The organism is Mixta mediterraneensis (assembly GCF_014946725.1).
In the GTDB taxonomy this organism is placed as follows: Bacteria; Pseudomonadota; Gammaproteobacteria; order Enterobacterales; family Enterobacteriaceae; genus Pantoea; species Pantoea mediterraneensis.
The window spans coordinates 628,119-646,961 of record NZ_JACFXY010000001.1 but is presented as its reverse complement, the minus strand read 5'-3'; the positions used below and the strand labels follow the sequence as shown (position 1 = coordinate 646,961).

Sequence of the window (18,843 nt, the reverse complement as noted above, 5' to 3'; positions counted from 1 at the left end):
ATCATTCGAGCGTTGTTGCTTTCGTTTTCTTCTGGAGTTGACCGCTTTTCAGCTTATCTTTCAGTCGATAGCTTTGGCCGCTGATTTGGGCGATATGCGCATGGTGAAGCAGCCGATCCAGCATCGCTGCCGTCAGTGTCTCGTCATCACCAAACGTTCCGGACCACTGCGTAAACGGCAGGTTGCTGGTCAGGATCACGCTGCCTGACTCATACCGTTTAGCGACTACCTGGAAGAACAGGTTCGCCTCCATTTTACCGAACGGCAGATATCCCACTTCGTCGATGATCAACAGCTTAGGTTTACCTACGACGCGGTTCAGGTAGCCCTTCAGGTCACCCTGACGATGTGACGCCATCAGTTGCAGCATCATGTCGGCGGCGGTAATGAACCGAATGCTTAAACCCGCCATCGCGGCCTTATAGCCAATGGCGGTCGCCAGGTGCGTTTTGCCGACGCCAGAAGGCCCGAGCAGGACAACGTTCTCCTGACGTTCGATAAATGTCAGACCCGCCAACTCCTGGATCTGACTTCGTGGAACGCCACTGGCATAGGCGTAATCGAACTGCTCCAGTGTTTTTATCACCGGCAGGCCTGATAACCGCAAAATGGTCTGGCGACGCCGTTCGTTCTGGCCATCATGCTGGAGCTGCAAAACGGCTTCCAGGAAGTCGGCATGCGTGCCGCTGTTGTCGATGGTCGCCTGTGCCACACCCGGCCACTCTGCCGGCAGGCGGTCGAGCTTGAGTTGCTCGCAGAGCGCGGCAATACGATCATGTTGAAGGTTCATGCTGGCACCTCGAGCAAGGCCTGGTACGTTGCCAGAGGATGTTGCAGGCTCTCGGTCGGCACCGGACGCTGGCTGAGCGCTGGGACAGGTGCAGGCAATGCCAACGTGACCTTCGGTAACGGCAATAGCGCAGCACGCTCGCGCGGCATGCGCTGCTCAGGCGGTACGCCTGTGGTGCCATGCACTCGTGTGTTCGCGACGGTGACCAGCCACTCGCCGATGCGTGTGTTGGCAGCAGGTACATCCAGTACCAGCCCGGCCTGCCGGAAGGTCGCGGTAAGAGGCACGATAAAGCTGTTCTTGAGGTAATGGTTAAACCGCTCAACCTTACCCTTGGTCTTGGCGCGATAGGGTCGGCAGACCTTGGGAGTAAAGGCATACTTCTCGGCGACGTGCATCAACTGCGGGTTCCAGCGATGCTTACCGGGGCCGTAGACATCGCGCTCAATGATGATGGCCTTGGCGTTGTCGAACAGCAGCTGATGCGGCGTCCCGCCGAAGAACCTGAGCGCAGACTCAATGCCGTCACACCAGGCAGCGGAGTCCTGGTTGCTGTAAAACTTGACGAAAGTCGCGCGGCTCCAGCCCAGCGTGGCGACAAAGGCCAGCAATGGGTTATGACCGAGTCTGATGATGGTGAAATCAACTTGCATCTGAAAGCCAGGCTCGGTCTCGAAGCGTGTTACCTCTTCAGTGACGGGCTGCTTAATGGGGTGCAGGAAAGCGGTCAGCATGCTGTAACCACCCTCGTAACCACGCTGACGGATCTCGCGCAGCAGCACACTGGCGGGTATCCAGAGGGGCCTGGCAGCGGCCACGCGCTCAAGGATATAGGTCTTGAACGGGTCAAGCTTGCAGGGTCTGGGTGCGCGAGGCTTGTAGCGCATATCCGCTACGGGCAGCGGGCTACGAATATATCTGCGAACGGTCTCACGAGAGCATGAAAGCTGGCGCGCGATGGCGCGTATCGACATGCCCTGACGGTGTAAAACACTAATCTCCACTCTGGTCTCCAATGTCATCATTGGCAGTGCCTTAAAACTGCCATTTTTACCCTAGGTGGGTCAGATTTACATCGGCAGGTGGGCCAGTTTTACATCGGTAGCGACAACACGTCTTCGGTGAACGCACTCTGGCCACACTGGAGCGTCTTCTGAGCCTGCTGTCGGCCTTTGAGGTCGTGGTATGGATGACGGATGGCTGGCCGCTGTATGAATCACGCCTGAAGGGAAAGCTGCACGTTATCAGCAAGCGTTACACTCAGCGCATTGAGCGACATAACCTGAATCTGAGACAACATCTGGCAAGGCTGGGACGGAAGTCACTGTCGTTCTCAAAATCGGTGGAGCTGCATGACAAGGTCATCGGACATTATCTGAACATAAAACACTATCAGTAAGTTGGAGTCATTACCACCGTTTTTAACTTATCAAACTAGCCCGTAGGCACGCTTTACCATCCCGCATGGACGAGACAGGATGGCTTACAAACTGAACAAAAATTGACGGCGCAGTTAATAGCGTCAGCTTTAATCAAGAGCAGGGGAAACCATGAATCGTATTACGTGGGTAGATAATCTGCGGGGATTAAGTATCCTTGCGATCATTTTTTTACACAGCACTATTGCAGTACACAATAATGCTGGGCATTTCACGCTGATAAGTAACACGATGAATGAAATGTTAGCGCCGGTACGTTTAGGACTTATGTTCTTTGTATCGGGGCTGTTTGTTGATGTCGGCTTAAAGAAAGGATTAGGGCCGTTCATTAATAATAAAATTAAAAGTATCCTTTATCCCTTTATTGTGTGGGTCGCTATTTATGGTGGGCTAAAAATTGTGTTTAGCTCAATGGCTAACACGCCTCAGTCGCCATTAAACATCATTCTCTCCCACCTTACTGGTGGTGGCGATATGACCTGGTTCTTACATTCACTTTTTATCTTCTTTTTAATGATTTTAGTGGCGCGTAAGTTACCTTTTTACGTTGTTTTCCTTGTCTGTATGTTTGCCAGCTGGGCGCTGCCAGCCATTAAGCCAGACAGCATATTTGCCAGCTTTGATAACAGTCATATTAATAAATCTTTCTATTTGTTCGTGTTCTTCTATCTGGGAGATTACGTCGTCAGGAAACAGATTGATTTGGCTGAGCGGGTTAAGAAAACATCGGTAATCGGTCTTTCATTAGCCAGTTTCGCTCTGCTGTCATGTCTTAATCTTTTTATCGTGCAGGGGGCGCCGGAGGCATTCCTCTCTCCGTTAGCGTTATTATCCGTGCCATTTTTTGTCTGGATTGCTGCGCATCTGTCATCCCGTATTGTCTATTATATTGGCACGCATTCCATTGTGTTCTATCTGTCACATTACCTGGCAATACAGGTATTTAGTAAGTTGGTTAAATTTGAAAGCGCTTCCCCGTGGATGAATGATATAAAATTCATCGCAGCCTTCTTAGCCGCGCTGGCACTGCCCTGGACGATTTGTCTGATGCGTAGTCGTGGCTGGTTGAATTTCTTATTTACGCTGAAAAAGAGCGCGAAGCCTCTTCAGGAAAAAGCGGTTTAAAAAAGAAAAACATCCTGCAAGCGTTAATGCAGGATGTTTTTTATGTAAAGCGAATCAGGCTACCTGTACCGGCAGCGCTTTTGCCAGACGCTTCATGTGATTATTATCGTCAAAATAAGCCACTTTAGGCTGCCACTGGCGCGCTTCAGCATCTTCAACCTGTACATAAGAACAGATAATCAGAATATCACCTTCGCAGGCACACCGCGCTGCGGCACCATTTACCGAAATAATTTTCGAGCCGCGCTCGGCGGCGATGGCGTAGGTGGAAAAACGCTGGCCATTGGTCACGTTGTAAATATCAATGGCTTCGTATTGCAGGATGCCCGAAGCATCAAGAAAATCCTGATCGATGGCGCAGGAACCTTCATAATTCAGGTCTGCTTGCGTTACTTTCACGCGATGTAGCTTACCTTGTAGAACGGTACGAATCATAGCCAAAACCTTTTATGTCTGTCTCCCCGCTACAGCCGTTTACTGGGTGAGATCAACCTGTTTGTTATCGATTAAGCGCGCATTGCCAAGCCACGCAGCCATTAATACTACCGCGCACTGGCTGTCGCTGTCAACGGTAAGCGGTTGCAATGTGTCGGCGTCGCAAATGGCCAGCCCGTCGGGGCGCAAACCTTTTTCCAGCAGCGACTGGTTCGCGGCGTCAATAATTTCATCAACGTGGCGCTCGCCATTTGCCAGTCGCTTTGCCATCTCGTTCATAACCTGGCTGACAGCAGGCGCTAGCTTGCGTTCATCGGCGGTGAGATAACCGTTGCGCGAGCTCAGCGCCAGGCCATCTTTGGCACGCATGGTGGGCACGCCAACAATTTCAATATCGAAGCCCATATCCGTAACCATTTTGCGGATAACGGCTAATTGCTGAAAGTCCTTCTCGCCAAAGCACGCGATGTCCGGCTGCACCAGGTTAAACAGTTTGCTCACGATAGTGGCGACGCCGCGAAAATGGCCGGGGCGGCTGGCGCCTTCCAGTAGAGAGGAGAGTACCGGCACCTCAACGAAGGTCTGATTTTTCAAACCCTGCGGGTACACTTCTACCGGTGAAGGCGCGAATACAACGTCAACACCACGCCGGTTCAGCTTCTCGCAATCTTCCTGCAGGGTGCGTGGATAACGCGCTAAATCGTCGGCACGATCAAACTGCATCGGGTTAACGAAGATCGACACAATCACGATGTCGCCACGCTCGCGCGCTTCATCGACCAGTCTGAGATGTCCTTCGTGCAGATTGCCCATGGTCGGTACTAGTGCAATACGTTTGCCTTCCTGACGCCAGCGACGAACTTCACGACGCAGCAGCGGCAGCGTTTCAATGATCAGCACAGTAATTCTCCTGAGTTACTGGAAACTGTGTTCAGCGGCTGGATAGGTTCCAGCTTCCACTTCGGCAATATAGTGGCGAATCGCTGCACGAATATCGCCGGTCTCGGCGAGGAAGTTTTTAGCGAATTTCGGGATATGGCCGCCGGTAATCCCAAAGGCGTCATGCATCACCAGGATCTGACCGTCAGTGGCATTACCGGCGCCAATGCCGATGACCGGAATGGTCAACGCTTCGGTAATACGCTTTGCCAGCGACACCGGCACACACTCCAGCACCATCAACTGTGCACCGGCAGCTTCCAGCGCCAGCGCATCAGCCAGGACGCGTTCTGCACCCGCTTCATCACGCCCCTGGACTTTGTAACCACCAAAGATGTTCACCGATTGAGGCGTTAGTCCCAGGTGTCCACAAACCGGCACCGCCCGATCCGCGAGCATACACACGGTGTCCGCCAGCCATTCGCCGCCTTCAATTTTTATCATATTGGCGCCGGCGCGCATCAGCTGTGCGGCGTTATCGAAGGTCTGTTCTGGCGTGGCATAGCTCATGAAAGGCAGGTCGGCAAGCAGCAGCGATTGCGGCGCGCCACGGCGCACCGCAGCGGTGTGATAAGCAATATCGCTAACGGTGACCGGCAAGGTCGAATCGTGGCCTTGAACCGTCATGCCAAGCGAGTCACCAACTAACAGTACCTGAATGCCTTCGTTGGCAAACAAGCGGGCAAAACTGAAATCATACGCGGTCAGAGTGGCGAATTTTTTACCGCTCGCTTTCCACTGACGCAAATGGGAAATCGTGGTGGGTTTCATAACATTCTCAACTCAGGGATTTCTGATGGGCGAAGTTTACTGGATAGCGGCAGGGAGCGCAATGAAAGAAGTGCTATTGTGTGGCTCAGGTATGCCAGAGACGAATGCTGCTGGTATCCAGCGTTGCCAGAATCGACCTGAGCGCGCGGCCATCCGGCAAGGTTGCCTCGGGGGCAATGTCGAGTAACGGCAGCAGCATAAATGCACGGTTGAGCAGATCGTAATGGGGCACGATAAGGCGCTCGGTGTTGATCACCGCAGCCCCAAACAGCATTACATCAATATCCAGCGTGCGCGGGCCCCAGCGCTCAGCTTTACGCACGCGGCCATGTTCCAGCTCAATGCGCTGGGTGTGATCGAGCAGGCTTCCTGGCGTGAGCTGCGTTTCAAGCGCGACGGCAGCATTCAGATAATCCGGCTGATCCGGCGGACCATAAGGCGGGGTGCGATAAAAGGCTGAGGTGGCGATACGTTGCGTAGCCGGCAACGCATCCAGCGCCGCCAGAGCTGCATCCACCTGATGCAGCGGATCGGCGAGGTTGCTACCTAACGCAAGGTAAACGCGGGTCATGAGGCGTTTTGATTATCACGACGCGGAGCAGGCGAGCGACGGGGACGACGGCGTGACTTATGCCGCGGCGCAGGATCGTCCCCCAGCGTGTTGAGCATGGTTTTCTGCTGTGGCGGCGCAGCAGCCTGGAATTCGCCCCACCATTTACTCAGGCGAAGCAGTTCCGGGTTGTTCTCGACGTCAGCGCGTAGCGCCAGCAGGTCATAGGCTGCACGGAATTTCGGATGTTCCATTAGCTTCCAGGCACGTTTACCGTGGCGGCGTGACATACGCAGCTGTAACTGCCAAATATCGCGAATCAGCGACGTGATGCGTTTTGGAATCGCCAACGCGCGGCAGGCTTCGTCCAGCGTATCGTTCATGGCCATCGCGAAGGCATCGTAATACGTCAGGCCACTTTCCTGCGCGATCTGTTCTGCAGCTTCCAGCTGTGGATACCAGAACATGGCGGCAAACAGAAACGCCGGGTTAACGCGCATATCATTCTGAATGCGGGTATCCGTATTTTTCAGCACCTGTGCCAGCATCCGCTCCATTGAGCTGTCACCCTTTTCGGTGAAATTACGCGCTAAGGTTGGAAATAGCGGCTGGAACAGTTGATATTCACACAGTTTAAGCCAGGTGCTGTAGCCATAACCGGTCTGCAATAGCTTAAGCGACTCTTCAAACAGGCGCGCTGGCGGAATATCCCGCAGCAGCGTGGCCAGACGCGGAATCGGCTCAGCGGTTTCAGGAGCTATGCGCATATTCAATCTGGCGGCAAAACGCGCCACGCGCAGCATTCGTACCGGATCTTCGCGGTAGCGCGTTTCCGGATCGCCAATCAGACGAATAATGCCTTCCTGCAAATCATGCAGGCCGCCAACGTAATCACGCACGCTAAAATCAGCCACGCTGTAATACAGGCTGTTGATGGTGAGATCGCGGCGTTGAGCATCATCTTCAATCGTGCCAAAGATATTATCGCGCAGCAGCATACCGCTCTGGGCACGCTGTGAAGTATTGCGATCGTCAGCGTTCTCTGCAACCTGATGGTGACCGCGGAAGGTTGCCACCTCGATCACTTCCGGGCCAAACATCACATGGGCCAGACGGAAGCGACGTCCTACCAAACGGCAGTTGCGGAACAACTTACGCATCTGCTCTGGCGTGGCGTTAGTGGTCACGTCGAAGTCCTTCGGCTTTTGCCCCAGCAGCAAATCGCGCACGCCGCCGCCTACCAGATAGGCTTCATAACCGGCTTTATTCAGGCGATACAGCACTTTGAGGGCATTTTCGCTGATGTCTTTGCGTGAGATGGTATGGCTTTCACGAGGGATGATAGTCATAAGACGCTCTGGTTCAACCTCTGCTGGCGCCTCCTCGTCGTCACGCTTAAGGACTTTCCTGCAAAAATTAGCTACTCGGGTAAAAATGGGACACCTCGACAGTGACATAAAAAGGGTGTGGTAAAATCAGCGGCTAATCATAGCCTGTTGCGAACCATTTGAGAATGCCGTTGTCCTGGCATCTGGTTTCAGGGCGTTGTCCTGGGGGATCAAAGCGATATTCCACTGTGACACCGCGCGAGACAGCAGTTTCTCCTGCGTTTCGTCCTGCCAGTTTTCATCAACCTGCTGACCAAGAAAGCGTAACGCCTGTACCAGCAACGGTCGCGCATCCCCTTCTGGCAGCGGGGGAGCATGATTTTGCTTCGACAACTTATTGCCATCAGGATTGATAGCCAGCGGCAGATGCAGATAGACCGGCACTGGCCATCCAAACTGTTGATAAAGCGCAATCTGTCGCACTGTTGGCTCAATTAAATCGGCCCCGCGCACGATCTCCGTAACACCCTGAAAATGATCATCAACCACCACCGCCAGGTTATAGGCGAACAAACCATCGCGGCGATGAATAATAAAATCTTCCTGCGCCAGGCGTGGATCGACCTGTAAGGTGCCACGGAGGCAGTCGTTGAAAGCGAAAACCGGGGTATGCTGACGCAGGCGTAATGCGGCATTTTCCGCGCCTTGCTGCAAATCGCGACAATGACCATCGTAAAAGCCGCCTGTCTGCTGAATACGGCTGCGAGAACAGGTACAAAAATAACTCTGACGATGCTGTTGCAGCCAGGACAGTGCCTCACGATAAGCGTCATGGCGTTGCGATTGCCACAGGACTTCGCCATCCCAATGCAAACCAAATTGCTCAAGCTGCTGCAAAATACGCGTAGCGGCACCCGGAACTTCACGCGGTGGATCAATATCTTCAATGCGCACCAGCCAGCGGCCGTTTTGCGCACGCGCGCTCAGGTAACTGCCTAAGGCTGCTATCAGCGAGCCAAAATGAAGTTCACCGGAAGGGGAGGGGGCGAAGCGCCCGATGCAAGATGAAGTCAACATGTGCGTTAGAAATTACCGCGCAACGAGAAAATCTGTTGTTCTCCCGCCGCGCGGCAATGTATTGGCTGCGGCATTAGCCAGCCATTTGTTTCTCGCGGATTTCTGCTAACGTCTTACAGTCGATGCATAAATCGGCGGTAGGACGGGCTTCGAGACGGCGAATGCCGATCTCAACGCCACAGGAATCGCAATAGCCGAAGTCGTCGTCTTCAACTTTCTTCAGCGTTTTCTCGATTTTTTTAATCAGTTTACGTTCGCGATCGCGGTTACGCAGCTCCAGGCTGAACTCCTCTTCCTGCGCGGCACGGTCAACCGGGTCCGGGAAGTTAGCAGCTTCATCCTGCATGTGCGATACGGTGCGATCAACTTCGTCCCGAAGTTGATTACGCCAGGCTTCCAGAATCTTACGAAAATGGGTCAGCTGGGCGTCATTCATATACTCTTCGCCCGGTTTCTCCTGATAAGGCTCCACCCCAGCGATGGCGAGAATACTCAGGGACGATGTTTTACGGTTTTGCCCTTCTTGCATGTTGTTTCTCCTGGATAACACGCACTATACCCTTCAACTTATTGCAGCAGGTGCGTTGCTGCTTGCCTGCTCTTGACATCTCTCGGGTACATCGATCCCCCAACGGGGAAAAAAACAGGCCGCTATAAATAACAGAAGCAGTCAAGGTTGGCAATTATTCGTGATCGCATCTTGACAAGCCTGTGAGGAACAGCGTAATTGGCGCCTTGTTCAGAACATAATTAGCACAAATAATTGCTAAAGATATTACAACCTTACCGCAAGCGGTGTTTTCAGACACATTCCTGTCACCGATAAGTCAGCCTGATACGCCAAAACTTCTACGCCCTCCTGCTGCGCCTGGACCAGTTGTTCTGCGTAAGCGGCGTCGATATGACGCGCCGGGGAGACGTCCTCAATCCCCGAGTGCAGAACCGCAAACAACAAGACGGCTCGATGACCTTCTGCTGCAACTGCGCTCAGTTCACGCAGATGCTTCTGGCCTCGAATCGTCACCGCATCCGGGAAGTAGCCTTTTCCTTGATGTAAAAGGGTCACGGATTTCACCTCAATATAGCAGTTGCGCAGGCCATTCGCCTTGAGCAGGAAATCAATTCGGCTATTTTCGCTGCCGTACTTCACCTCAGCCTGGCAATGCGGGTAAGCGGATAATTCTGGAATACGCTGCTGTTCCAGCGCTTCGTGTACCAGCTGGTTGGCGCGCAGCGTGTTAACGCAGATCCAGTGACCGGTTTGTGTTTCGGTGATCTCCCAGCTGTGCGGATATTTTCGCGTCAGGCTGTCCGATGTGGAATACCACACGGTATCGCCTGGCGTGGCGCAACCGGTCATCGCACCGGTGTTTGCGCAATGAATCGTCAGGGTTTCACCTTCCGGCGTGAGCACATCGGCAAGAAACCGTTTGTAACGGGCAAGTAAACGGGCAGGTTTGAGCGGCGGAGAAAAATGCATACGATTCCTGATCAGGGCTGCAGCGGCCAGCTTGCCAGCGCACGATAACGCGTGCGGCCTTTAGCGAATGCTGAAGCATAAAGAGAAAACTGCGTGGCGCGAAAACGCCAGTGAAAGCCGCGCGGTGGCAGCGCAACGGGTTGGCTGGCGTGGCGTAATAATGTGATGTGTGGATGAAACGGCTGTGGACTTTGCGCGCAGCCGTGACGCGCCGCCTGCGCGCGCAGCAGGCTGGCAAGTTGCAGCAAAGCACGTGGCGGACGCTGGCAGCCTAACCATACCACGCCGGGACGCGGCCAGTGTCCGGCATCATCAAGGTCCAGATCAAAGCCAGGCTGGATAATACGCGCTGCCAGCGTTTGCAGACGCTGTGAAGTTTCTGCGGAAACCTCACCTAAAAACGCCAGGGTGATATGCAGACTGGCGGCCACAACGGGGCGCCCGGCATCTTCAGCAAAATTTTCCGCTCGCCAGCGCACCAGCTGTTGCTGAAGCTCGCAGGGCAGGCTGATGGCAAAGAATAAGCGTTGTGTCACCATGGCGGTCTCCGGCAATCCTCACGGATGAATGCTACAATGCGCGCCATCTTAGCACAGGCGGAACAGGAGTTTGCTGTGAGTGATTTACCTGTCAGCGCGGTGCTGCCTGACATCCTGGCGGCGCTTGAAAGCGCCTCACAAATCTTGCTGGCCGCGCCTACTGGCGCAGGCAAATCGACCTGGCTGCCGCTGCAATTACTGGAACAGGCGATACTGCCTGGTCGCATCATTATGCTGGAGCCGCGTCGCCTGGCTGCACGTAACGTGGCGCAGCGACTGGCGGAACAGCTCAATCAGCCGCCTGGCGAAACGGTCGGGTATCGGATGCGTGGGGAAAGCTGCGTCAGCGCCACGACCCGGCTGGAAGTGGTCACGGAGGGTATTCTCACCCGCATGTTGCAGCAGGATCCCATGCTGGATGGCGTGTCGCTGGTGATCCTTGACGAATTTCACGAACGTAGCCTGCAGGCCGATGTGGCGCTGGCGCTGCTGCTGGATGTACAGCAAGGTCTGCGCGAGGACCTGAAAATTTTGCTGATGTCGGCCACCCTCGACAACGCCCGCCTGGCGGCAATGCTGCCGGATGCGACTTTAATTATTTCTGCAGGACGCAGTTATCCGGTTGAGCGACGTTACGCTTCGCTCAATCCCTCTGTTCGCTTTGAAGAGGCGGTTGCGCGCGAAGTCCTGCAACTGTTGCGCGATGAAAGCGGCTCTTTGCTGCTGTTTTTACCTAGCGTAGCGGAAATTGAGCGTGTGAAGCGTGAGCTTGAATCCCGTGTTGCCGACGACATCGATCTGGCACCTTTATATGGTGCGTTGTCGTTAGCGGCTCAGCAGCGCGCGATTCTTCCTGCGCCAGCCGGGCGACGCAAAGTGGTGCTTGCCACTAATATCGCCGAAACCAGCCTGACCATTGAAGGTATTCGTCTGGTGGTCGATAGCGCGCTGGAGCGCCGCGCATTGTTTGATGCTCGCACGGGTGTCACACGGCTGCAAACCCAACGTATCAGCCAGGCGTCAATGACCCAGCGCGCCGGACGCGCCGGGCGCCTGATGCCAGGTATCTGCTTACATCTTATCTCGTCAGAACAGGCAGCACGCGCGGCGGCGCATAGCGAAGCGGAAATCCTGCACAGCGATTTATCGTCGCTGTGGCTGGAATTACTGCAATGGGGTTGCACGCAGCCAGAGCAGTTGCAATGGATTGATCCGCCGCCCGGCAAATCTCTGCGTGCCGCGCAGCAGCAACTCACTCAGCTTGGCGCGCTGGATGACAACGGGTTACTCAACGCGCAAGGGCGCCGCATGGCGCAGCTGGGTAGCGATCCGCGGTTGAGCGCCATCCTGATCGCAGCGGGACAAGATGCCGATGCCGTTGCCAGTGCCGCCTTGCTGGTGGCGGTTCTGGAAGATCCGCCGCGCAGCGGCAGCGCCGATCTCAGAGAAGCGCTGTATCGACCGCAGCCGCAATGGCAACGTCGCGCCCGGCAGTGGCAACATCGGCTGAAAGTCAGTGGCGGACGGGTCGATGAAGCTCGCTTTGCTGCCTTACTGGCCGCTGGCTTCAGCGATCGTCTGGCACGACGTCGCGATCGCAGTGGACGCTATCAGCTCGCCAACGGGTTAGGGGCGAAACTGGACGATCAAGATAGCCTGACGCGTAACGAATGGCTGATTGCCCCCGCGTTATTGCAAGGCAGCGCCGCGCCAGACGCGCGCATACTGCTGGCGTTGCCGATCGATATTGTGGCGCTGTGTCAGCAACGCCCGGCGCTGATCGAATGGCGAACCGAAGTGGAATGGGATGATGAAAAAGGCACGTTGCGTGCCTTTAAACGTGAGCAGATTGGCGCGCTGGTATTGAAAACGCAGCCGCTGGCGCGACCTGAGCCTGAAGTATTGCATGCGGCGATGTTGCGCTGGGTCGCTGAAAAAGGGTTATCGGTGCTGGGCTGGTCGCCAGCGGCGGAACAGCTACGTCTGCGTTTACACTGTGCAGCCGAATGGTTGCCCGCGGAGAACTGGCCAGCAATGAATGATGCCGCACTGCTTGATTCGCTGGAAAGCTGGCTCTTACCGCAAATGAGCGCGGTGCGCGATCTGAAAGGCTTGCAGTCGGTGGATCTGGTTAGCGCGCTATTACATTTGCTCACATGGTCACAACGTCAGCGGCTGGATACTGTGCTGCCAACTCATTACACTGTGCCAACCGGAAGCCGTCTGCCTGTTCGCTATCATGCGGATAAGCCTCCGTCGCTGGCGGTGCGGATCCAGGAGATGTTTGGCGAAGCGACCAATCCCACTGTGGCAGAAGGACGCGTGCCGCTGGTGCTGGAACTGCTATCTCCGGCGCAGCGTCCGCTACAGATTACCCGCGACCTCGCTGCGTTCTGGCGTGGTGCGTACCCGGAAGTGCAAAAGGAGATGAAAGGGCGCTATCCCAGACATCCCTGGCCTGATGATCCAACAAGCGCTTTACCCACCCGGCGCACGAAAAAATATTCCCCGCAAGGTTGAGAACGCTGGACCGAATTCAGAGGGTTCTGCCAGGCGGGATGCGATAAAATCGTTAGAGTAAAGGCGCAGCCATAAGCTATGCCTGGAGAATGAAACCAATGTCTGGGAACGATCACGAACCTATTGGGCGCAAAGGAAAACAGCCCAAACCGCCGCGCCGCAGCGCGAGCCGGGGTCGCCGCAGGGATACTGATAAAGGTATCTCTCAGGATGATTTTGATGATTACGAGGAGAAGGCACCCGTGCCACCTAAAGGTAAAAAAGGAAAACCGCGCGGCAAACGCCGTTGGCTGGGATGGTTAATTAAGCTGTTTTTGATGTTTGTCGTCGTTATGGCAGCATGGGGTGTCTACCTCGACTCGGAAATCCGTAGTCGCATCGACGGCAAAGTGTGGCAACTGCCCGCGACCGTGTATGGTCGTATGGTCAGCCTTGAGCCGGGTATGGCTTACAACAAAAATGAAATGGTGGCGTTGCTGGAGGGCACACAATATCGCGAGGTCTCGCGTATTACCCGTCCTGGTGAATTCTCGATCAACGGGAATACAATCGATCTGCTGCGTCGTCCGTTTGACTTTCCGGACAGTAAAGAAGGGCAGATCCATGCACGCATGACCTTTAGCAAGGGTGAGCTGAGCGAGATCAAAAACCTTGATAACGGGCGTGACTTTGGCTTCTTCCGCCTGGATCCGCGCCTGATCACCATGTTGCAGTCGCCAAACGGCGAGCAGCGACTGTTTGTGCCGCGCGCCGGCTTCCCGGATCTGTTGGTCGATACGCTGATCGCCACTGAGGACAGGCATTTCTACGAGCACGATGGCATCAGCCCGTACTCCATTGGCCGCGCCTTCCTCGCGAACATCACTGCCGGGCGCGCAGTGCAGGGCGGCAGTACACTGACTCAACAGTTGGTGAAAAACCTGTTCCTGACCAACGAGCGTTCACTGTGGCGTAAAGCGCGTGAAGCCTATATGGCAGTTATTATGGATGCGCGTTATAGCAAGGATCGCATTCTTGAACTGTATCTGAACGAGGTTTACCTCGGTCAGGCGGGTAATGATCAGATTCGCGGCTTCCCGCTGGCCAGCCTTTATTATTTTGGTCGTCCAGTTGATGAGCTGAGCCTTGATCAGCAGGCGCTGCTGGTCGGCATGGTCAAAGGGGCGTCGCTGTATAATCCGTGGCGTAATCCAAAACTGGCGCTGGAGCGTCGTAACCTGGTGTTGCGTTTGTTGCAGCAGCAGAAAGTGATTGATCAGGAGCTGTACGACATGCTGTCGGCCCGTCCGCTGGGCGTGCAACCAAAAGGAGGCGTGATTACGCCGCAGCCAGCCTTCATGCAGATGGTGCGTAATGAACTGCAAGCCAGGCTGGGCGATAAAGTGAAAGATCTGTCCGGCGTGAAAATCTTCACCACGCTTGATCCGGTGTCGCAAGACGCGGCGGAAAAAGCGGTGGTTGAGGGTATTCCAGCGCTGAAAAAACAGCGCGGGCTGAAAGATCTGGAAACCGCAATGGTGGTCGTTGACCGTTTCAGTGGCGAAGTGCGAGCGATGGTGGGAGGAGCCGATCCGCAGTTTGCAGGTTATAACCGTGCGTTGCAGGCGCGTCGCTCAATCGGCTCGCTGGCAAAACCGGCGACCTATCTGACAGCGCTGAGCCAGCCAAATACCTATCGTCTGAACAGCTGGATCGCGGATGAACCGATTGCGCTAAAACAACCGAACGGATCGGTATGGAAACCGATGAACGACGATCGCCGTTTTAGCGGTAAAGTGATGTTAGTGGATGCGCTGACCCATTCCATGAACGTGCCAACCGTTAACCTCGGCATGACGCTGGGGCTGGACTCCGTCATTGATACCTGGGTCAAACTGGGCGTGCCGAAAGATCAGCTCCATCCGGTTCCGTCAATGCTATTGGGCGCACTGAACCTGACGCCGATTGAAGTGGCGCAGGCTTTCCAGTCAATCGCCAGCGGCGGCAATCGTGCACCCCTGTCAGCGGTACGTTCAGTGATTGCAGAGGACGGTACGGTGCTGTATCAAAGCTTCCCACAGGCGCAGCGCGTTGAGCCTGCACAGGCGGCTTATCTGACGCTTTACACCATGCAGCAGGTTGCCGATCACGGTACTGCACATGCTTTAGGGGCACGCTTCCCGAATGCGCATCTGGCCGGTAAAACCGGTACCACCAACGATCTGATCGACAGCTGGTTTGCCGGTATTGACGGTAAAGAAGTGGCCATTACCTGGGTTGGACGCGATAACAATCAGCCCACCAGACTGTACGGTTCCAGCGGTGCGATGCAGCTTTATCGTCGCTATCTCGATAACCAGGCGCCGATGCCGTTGCAACTGACACCGCCAGAGGACGTGTCGATGATGAATATCGATTCGGCGGGTAACTTTGTGTGTAGTACAGGCAGCAGCATCTGGCGCTCGCTGCCGGTGTGGGCGCTGGACCCGAATGCGCTCTGTCAGCAACAGCAGCAGCAGGTCCAACAACAGCAACAGCAACAGCAACAGCAACAGCAACTGGAACAGCAGGAGCAAAAGGACAGCAATGGTGTTGCAGGCTGGATAAAAGACATGTTCGGCAAGTAAAGAATTCAGCGGTAAGTAAAAAGGGCGCGGGAGCGCCCTTTTTTGTGCCAAATCCACAAGGGTTAAATGCGCGGCAAACGGCGTCAGCACTGGGATTTATGCTTGCAGTGACAGTTGCGTTTCGCATATTATCCGACCGTTATAATAATCATTATCGTTTCGATTCGCCTGCCCAGTTACTTCTATCCGGGAGACATTTTTATGCATGCGCGAACGGCTTTTCCTTGTTACAAAAACAGTGTTTTTCCGCGTCGGCCTCTGGCCATGATGCTTGCCGTCGCGCTCAGTAGCCTGAATGCATCGGCTTTTGCCGATAAAACAATGGTTGTGTCAGCAGATGGCGGCGGGGGCGTAGAACAGGAAAGCGCCTGGGGGCCTGCTGCAACGGTTGCTGCGAAACGCAGCGCTACCGGCACCAAGACCGATACGCCAATCGAAAAAAATCCGCAGTCTGTTTCCGTGGTTACGCGTGAAGAGATGGAGTTGCGCAACGTCACCAGCGTTAAAGGGGCATTTAACTACACGCCTGGCGTCTTAACCGGCAATCGCGGTAGCTCGGATGTGATCGATGCGCTGTCCATTCGTGGTTTTAGCGAAACCAATACCAACCAGTATCTGGATGGTCTGAAGTTGCAGGGAGATAACTACTCGGAATTCGCTGTCGATCCTTATTTCCTTGAACGGGCGGAGCTGCTGCGCGGCCCGGTTTCGGTGCTGTATGGCAAAAGCAATCCGGGCGGCGTGGTTTCGTTAGTAAGCAAGCGACCTACCCAGGAAACGCTGCGTGAAGTGCAATTCCAGATGGGCAGCGACAATCTGTTTTCTACCGGCTTCGACTTTGGCGGCTCGCTGGATGACGACGGCGTGTACAGCTATCGTCTGACCGGGCTGGCGCGCAGCCAGGATGCGCAGCAGGACATGAACAAAGAGAAGCGCTATACCATTGCGCCGTCGTTCAGCTGGCGTCCTGATGAGAACACCCGCTTCGATTTACTGACCTATTTTCAGAACGAACCGGAAACCGGCTATTACGGCTGGTTACCGCGCCAGGGTACGGTTGTGCCGATTATTCGCGCTGACGGCAGCAAGTACAAATTACCGACGGATTTTGATGAAGGCGAGGACAGCAACAAAATCTCGCGCAACACCAAAATGGTCGGTTACAACGTTGAGCATAGTTTCAGCGAGACCTGGACGGTGCGCCAGAATCTGCGCTACGCCGACTTGCGCACTGACTATCGCAGCATTTATGGCAACGGTTACTTGCCGGCTACCCAGGAGATTACCCGTGGTTCGGCCATTTCTAATGAGAAACTAAATCAGTTTGCGGTGGATAATCAGGCACAGGCTAAGTTCGCGACCGGTCAACTCGATCATACGCTGCTGTTAGGTGTAGATTTCCAGCGTACCCGCAATGATATTGATGCCCAGTTCGGCTCAGCCTCAAGCCTGAATGCTGTTCATCCACGCTATGGCGACGACAGCACGGTGCCGTTTGATGAGCCTTATCAGCATCTCAATAAGCAGCGACAAACCGGTTTGTACGCGCAGGATCAGATGGAGTGGGAGCGTTGGGTATTAACCCTGGGTGGACGTTACGATTACGCCATGACCTCGGTTTATGACCGCGTAGCCGATTCGGTTGATCGTCAAAATGATCAGGCTTTTACCTGGCGCGGCGGTCTGAACTACGTATTTGATAACGGCATTGCCCCGTATTTCAGCTACAGCGAATCCTTCATTCCTAATGCAGGCTCGACCTGGAGTGGTCAGGCATTTGATCCGTCTCGCGCTAAGCAATACGAAGCGGGTGTGAAATACGTTCCCAAAGATCGTCCGGTTGTGATGACCGCGGCGGTTTATCAGCTGACGAAAACCAAAAACCTGACGGCTGACCCGGATACCAGCCATCCGTTTGCCAGCGTTCAGAGCGGTGAAATCCGTTCTCGCGGTGTTGAACTGGAAGCCAAAGCAGCGCTAAACGCCAATATCAACCTGATCGCTTCTTACTCCTACACTGACGCGGAATATACCAAAGATACTGCGCTGAAAGGAAAAACGCCGGTTCAGGTGCCGAAGCATATGGCATCACTCTGGAGTGATTACACCTTCCATGAAACGGCACTTTCTGGCGTAACCGTCGGGGCAGGTGTGCGTTATGTTGGTAAGAGCAAAGGCTTGTATAGCACTGGTGATAACGTTAATCAGAACTTTGATGTTTCTGGCTACACCACGGTTGATGCTGCGCTGAAGTACGATTTAGGCCGCTTCGGTTTGCCAGGGTCGTCGATAGGGGTTAACGTCAACAACCTGTTTGATCGCGAATACGTCGCCAGCTGCTATCGCGAATACGCATGTTACTGGGGCGCTGAACGCCAGATTGTCGGCACCGCGACTTTCAGATTCTGACTTACCTGGGCGCTTCGGCGCCCGTTTTACAGGGATTCTCATGCAGCATCAGCACGCCGAAGAAGCTACTTTTACACTGCAAGATGTCAGCTTTCACGTGCCTGGCCGCACGCTGCTTCATCCGCTCACGCTTACTTTTCCGCCTGGCAAAGTCACCGCATTGATTGGGCATAACGGATCGGGGAAATCGACCCTGCTGAAGATGCTTGGTCGCCATCACGCCGCCAGCCATGGTCAGGTCTTACTAAACGATCGGCCGGTAGAAAGCTGGAACGGTAAAGCCTTTGCGCGTCAGGTGGCTTACCTGCCACAGCAGCTCCCCGCCGCTGAAGGCATGACGGTACGCGAATTGGTGGCGATTGGCCGCTATCCGTGGCATGGCGCGCTGGGCCGTTTTGGCCAGGAAGATCGCCATCGCGTTGATGAAGCGATTACGCTGGTTGGGCTCAAACCCTTTGCTGGCCGACTGGTGGACAGCCTGTCCGGTGGGGAGCGACAGCGTGCGTGGCTGGCAATGCTGGTGGCGCAAAACAGTCGCTGCTTATTGCTGGACGAGCCGACCTCAGCGTTAGATATTGCACATCAGGTTGACGTGCTGGCGCTGATTCAGCACCTCAGCCGCGATCGTGGCTTAACGGTCATTGCGGTATTACACGACATTAATATGGCGGCGCGTTACTGCGATCATCTGGTGGCGTTACGTCACGGTTCGATGATTGCCGAAGGTGGACCGGAAACTATCATGCAGGCCGACGTGCTGGCGGCGATTTACGGGATTCCAATGGGTATTTTGCCTCATCCGCAGGGCGGCGCACCGGTCAGTTTTGTTTATTAG

16 protein-coding genes and 1 pseudogene are annotated in these 18,843 nt (G+C 54.7%); 6 read left to right on the top strand and 11 right to left on the bottom strand.

Annotated elements, in window-relative coordinates:
* Window position 1 precedes the first annotated feature (1 nt).
* Together istB and istA are read right to left on the bottom strand one after the other, a co-directional pair.
* On the bottom strand, window positions 2-790 hold the full coding sequence (gene istB, locus H2P46_RS03250) for an IS21-like element helper ATPase IstB (RefSeq protein ID WP_193403211.1): 789 nt from the start codon (window positions 788-790) through the stop codon (window positions 2-4).
* On the bottom strand, window positions 787-1,815 hold the full coding sequence (gene istA / locus H2P46_RS03245) for an IS21 family transposase (protein WP_193403243.1): 1,029 nt from the start codon (window positions 1,813-1,815) through the stop codon (window positions 787-789). Before istA ends, istB begins: the two co-directional genes overlap by 4 nt.
* Before the next feature lie 86 nt (window positions 1,816-1,901).
* On the opposite strand from istA, the pseudogene H2P46_RS03240 reads away from it, so the two are divergent.
* Window positions 1,902-2,189 (top strand): annotated as a pseudogene (locus H2P46_RS03240) (IS1-like element IS1X2 family transposase); the annotation flags it as partial.
* Between the two features lie 151 nt (window positions 2,190-2,340).
* Window positions 2,341-3,354, top strand: coding sequence for an acyltransferase family protein (locus tag H2P46_RS03235; protein WP_193403764.1), 1,014 nt, complete (start codon window positions 2,341-2,343; stop codon window positions 3,352-3,354).
* 54 nt (window positions 3,355-3,408) lie between these two features.
* Here the strand turns inward: H2P46_RS03235 and panD are convergent, their stop codons facing one another.
* From panD to thpR, 9 genes are all read right to left on the bottom strand, one after another.
* Window positions 3,409-3,789: an aspartate 1-decarboxylase gene (panD, locus tag H2P46_RS03230; RefSeq protein ID WP_193403763.1), complete on the bottom strand. Its 381-nt coding sequence runs from the start codon at window positions 3,787-3,789 to the stop codon at window positions 3,409-3,411.
* Window positions 3,790-3,828: 39 nt separating this feature from the next.
* Window positions 3,829-4,689 (bottom strand): pantoate--beta-alanine ligase, encoded by an 861-nt coding sequence (gene panC / locus H2P46_RS03225; RefSeq protein WP_193403762.1) that lies wholly within the window; start codon window positions 4,687-4,689, stop codon window positions 3,829-3,831.
* Between the two features lie 15 nt (window positions 4,690-4,704).
* Window positions 4,705-5,499, bottom strand: coding sequence for a 3-methyl-2-oxobutanoate hydroxymethyltransferase (panB, locus tag H2P46_RS03220; RefSeq protein WP_193403761.1), 795 nt, complete (start codon window positions 5,497-5,499; stop codon window positions 4,705-4,707).
* 85 nt (window positions 5,500-5,584) lie between these two features.
* Window positions 5,585-6,070 carry a 2-amino-4-hydroxy-6-hydroxymethyldihydropteridine diphosphokinase gene (gene folK / locus H2P46_RS03215; RefSeq protein ID WP_193403760.1) on the bottom strand — a complete coding sequence of 162 codons (486 nt, stop codon included), beginning with the start codon at window positions 6,068-6,070 and terminating at the stop codon, window positions 5,585-5,587.
* Window positions 6,067-7,485 carry a polynucleotide adenylyltransferase PcnB gene (gene pcnB / locus H2P46_RS03210; RefSeq protein ID WP_289776556.1) on the bottom strand — a complete coding sequence of 473 codons (1,419 nt, stop codon included), beginning with the start codon at window positions 7,483-7,485 and terminating at the stop codon, window positions 6,067-6,069. The genes folK and pcnB overlap by 4 nt, the downstream gene beginning before the upstream one ends.
* 39 nt (window positions 7,486-7,524) lie before the next feature.
* Entirely contained in the window at window positions 7,525-8,454 is a 930-nt protein-coding gene (gene gluQRS / locus H2P46_RS03205; protein ID WP_193403758.1) for a tRNA glutamyl-Q(34) synthetase GluQRS, read from the bottom strand.
* Between the two features lie 73 nt (window positions 8,455-8,527).
* Entirely contained in the window at window positions 8,528-8,983 is a 456-nt protein-coding gene (gene dksA / locus H2P46_RS03200) for an RNA polymerase-binding protein DksA (RefSeq protein WP_031375735.1), read from the bottom strand.
* 246 nt (window positions 8,984-9,229) lie between these two features.
* The gene (gene sfsA, locus H2P46_RS03195) at window positions 9,230-9,934 is read right to left on the bottom strand and encodes a DNA/RNA nuclease SfsA (protein WP_193403757.1); all 705 of its coding nucleotides are present in this window, start codon (window positions 9,932-9,934) and stop codon (window positions 9,230-9,232) included.
* 11 nt (window positions 9,935-9,945) lie between these two features.
* Complete coding sequence (thpR, locus tag H2P46_RS03190; RefSeq protein ID WP_193403756.1) at window positions 9,946-10,473, bottom strand: RNA 2',3'-cyclic phosphodiesterase; 528 nt, start codon at window positions 10,471-10,473, stop codon at window positions 9,946-9,948.
* Window positions 10,474-10,509: 36 nt separating this feature from the next.
* On the opposite strand from thpR, the gene hrpB reads away from it, so the two are divergent.
* The 4 genes from hrpB (at window position 10,510) to fhuC (ending at window position 18,843) form a co-directional block, all read left to right on the top strand.
* A complete protein-coding gene (gene hrpB / locus H2P46_RS03185; protein ID WP_193403940.1) occupies window positions 10,510-12,993 on the top strand; it encodes an ATP-dependent helicase HrpB in 2,484 nt (827 codons plus the stop codon).
* Between the two features lie 98 nt (window positions 12,994-13,091).
* The gene (gene mrcB, locus H2P46_RS03180) at window positions 13,092-15,599 is read left to right on the top strand and encodes a bifunctional glycosyl transferase/transpeptidase (protein ID WP_193403755.1); all 2,508 of its coding nucleotides are present in this window, start codon (window positions 13,092-13,094) and stop codon (window positions 15,597-15,599) included.
* Between the two features lie 201 nt (window positions 15,600-15,800).
* Window positions 15,801-18,008 (top strand): ferrichrome porin FhuA, encoded by a 2,208-nt coding sequence (gene fhuA, locus H2P46_RS03175; protein ID WP_193403754.1) that lies wholly within the window; start codon window positions 15,801-15,803, stop codon window positions 18,006-18,008.
* 40 nt (window positions 18,009-18,048) lie between these two features.
* A complete protein-coding gene (gene fhuC / locus H2P46_RS03170; RefSeq protein WP_193403753.1) occupies window positions 18,049-18,843 on the top strand; it encodes a Fe3+-hydroxamate ABC transporter ATP-binding protein FhuC in 795 nt (264 codons plus the stop codon).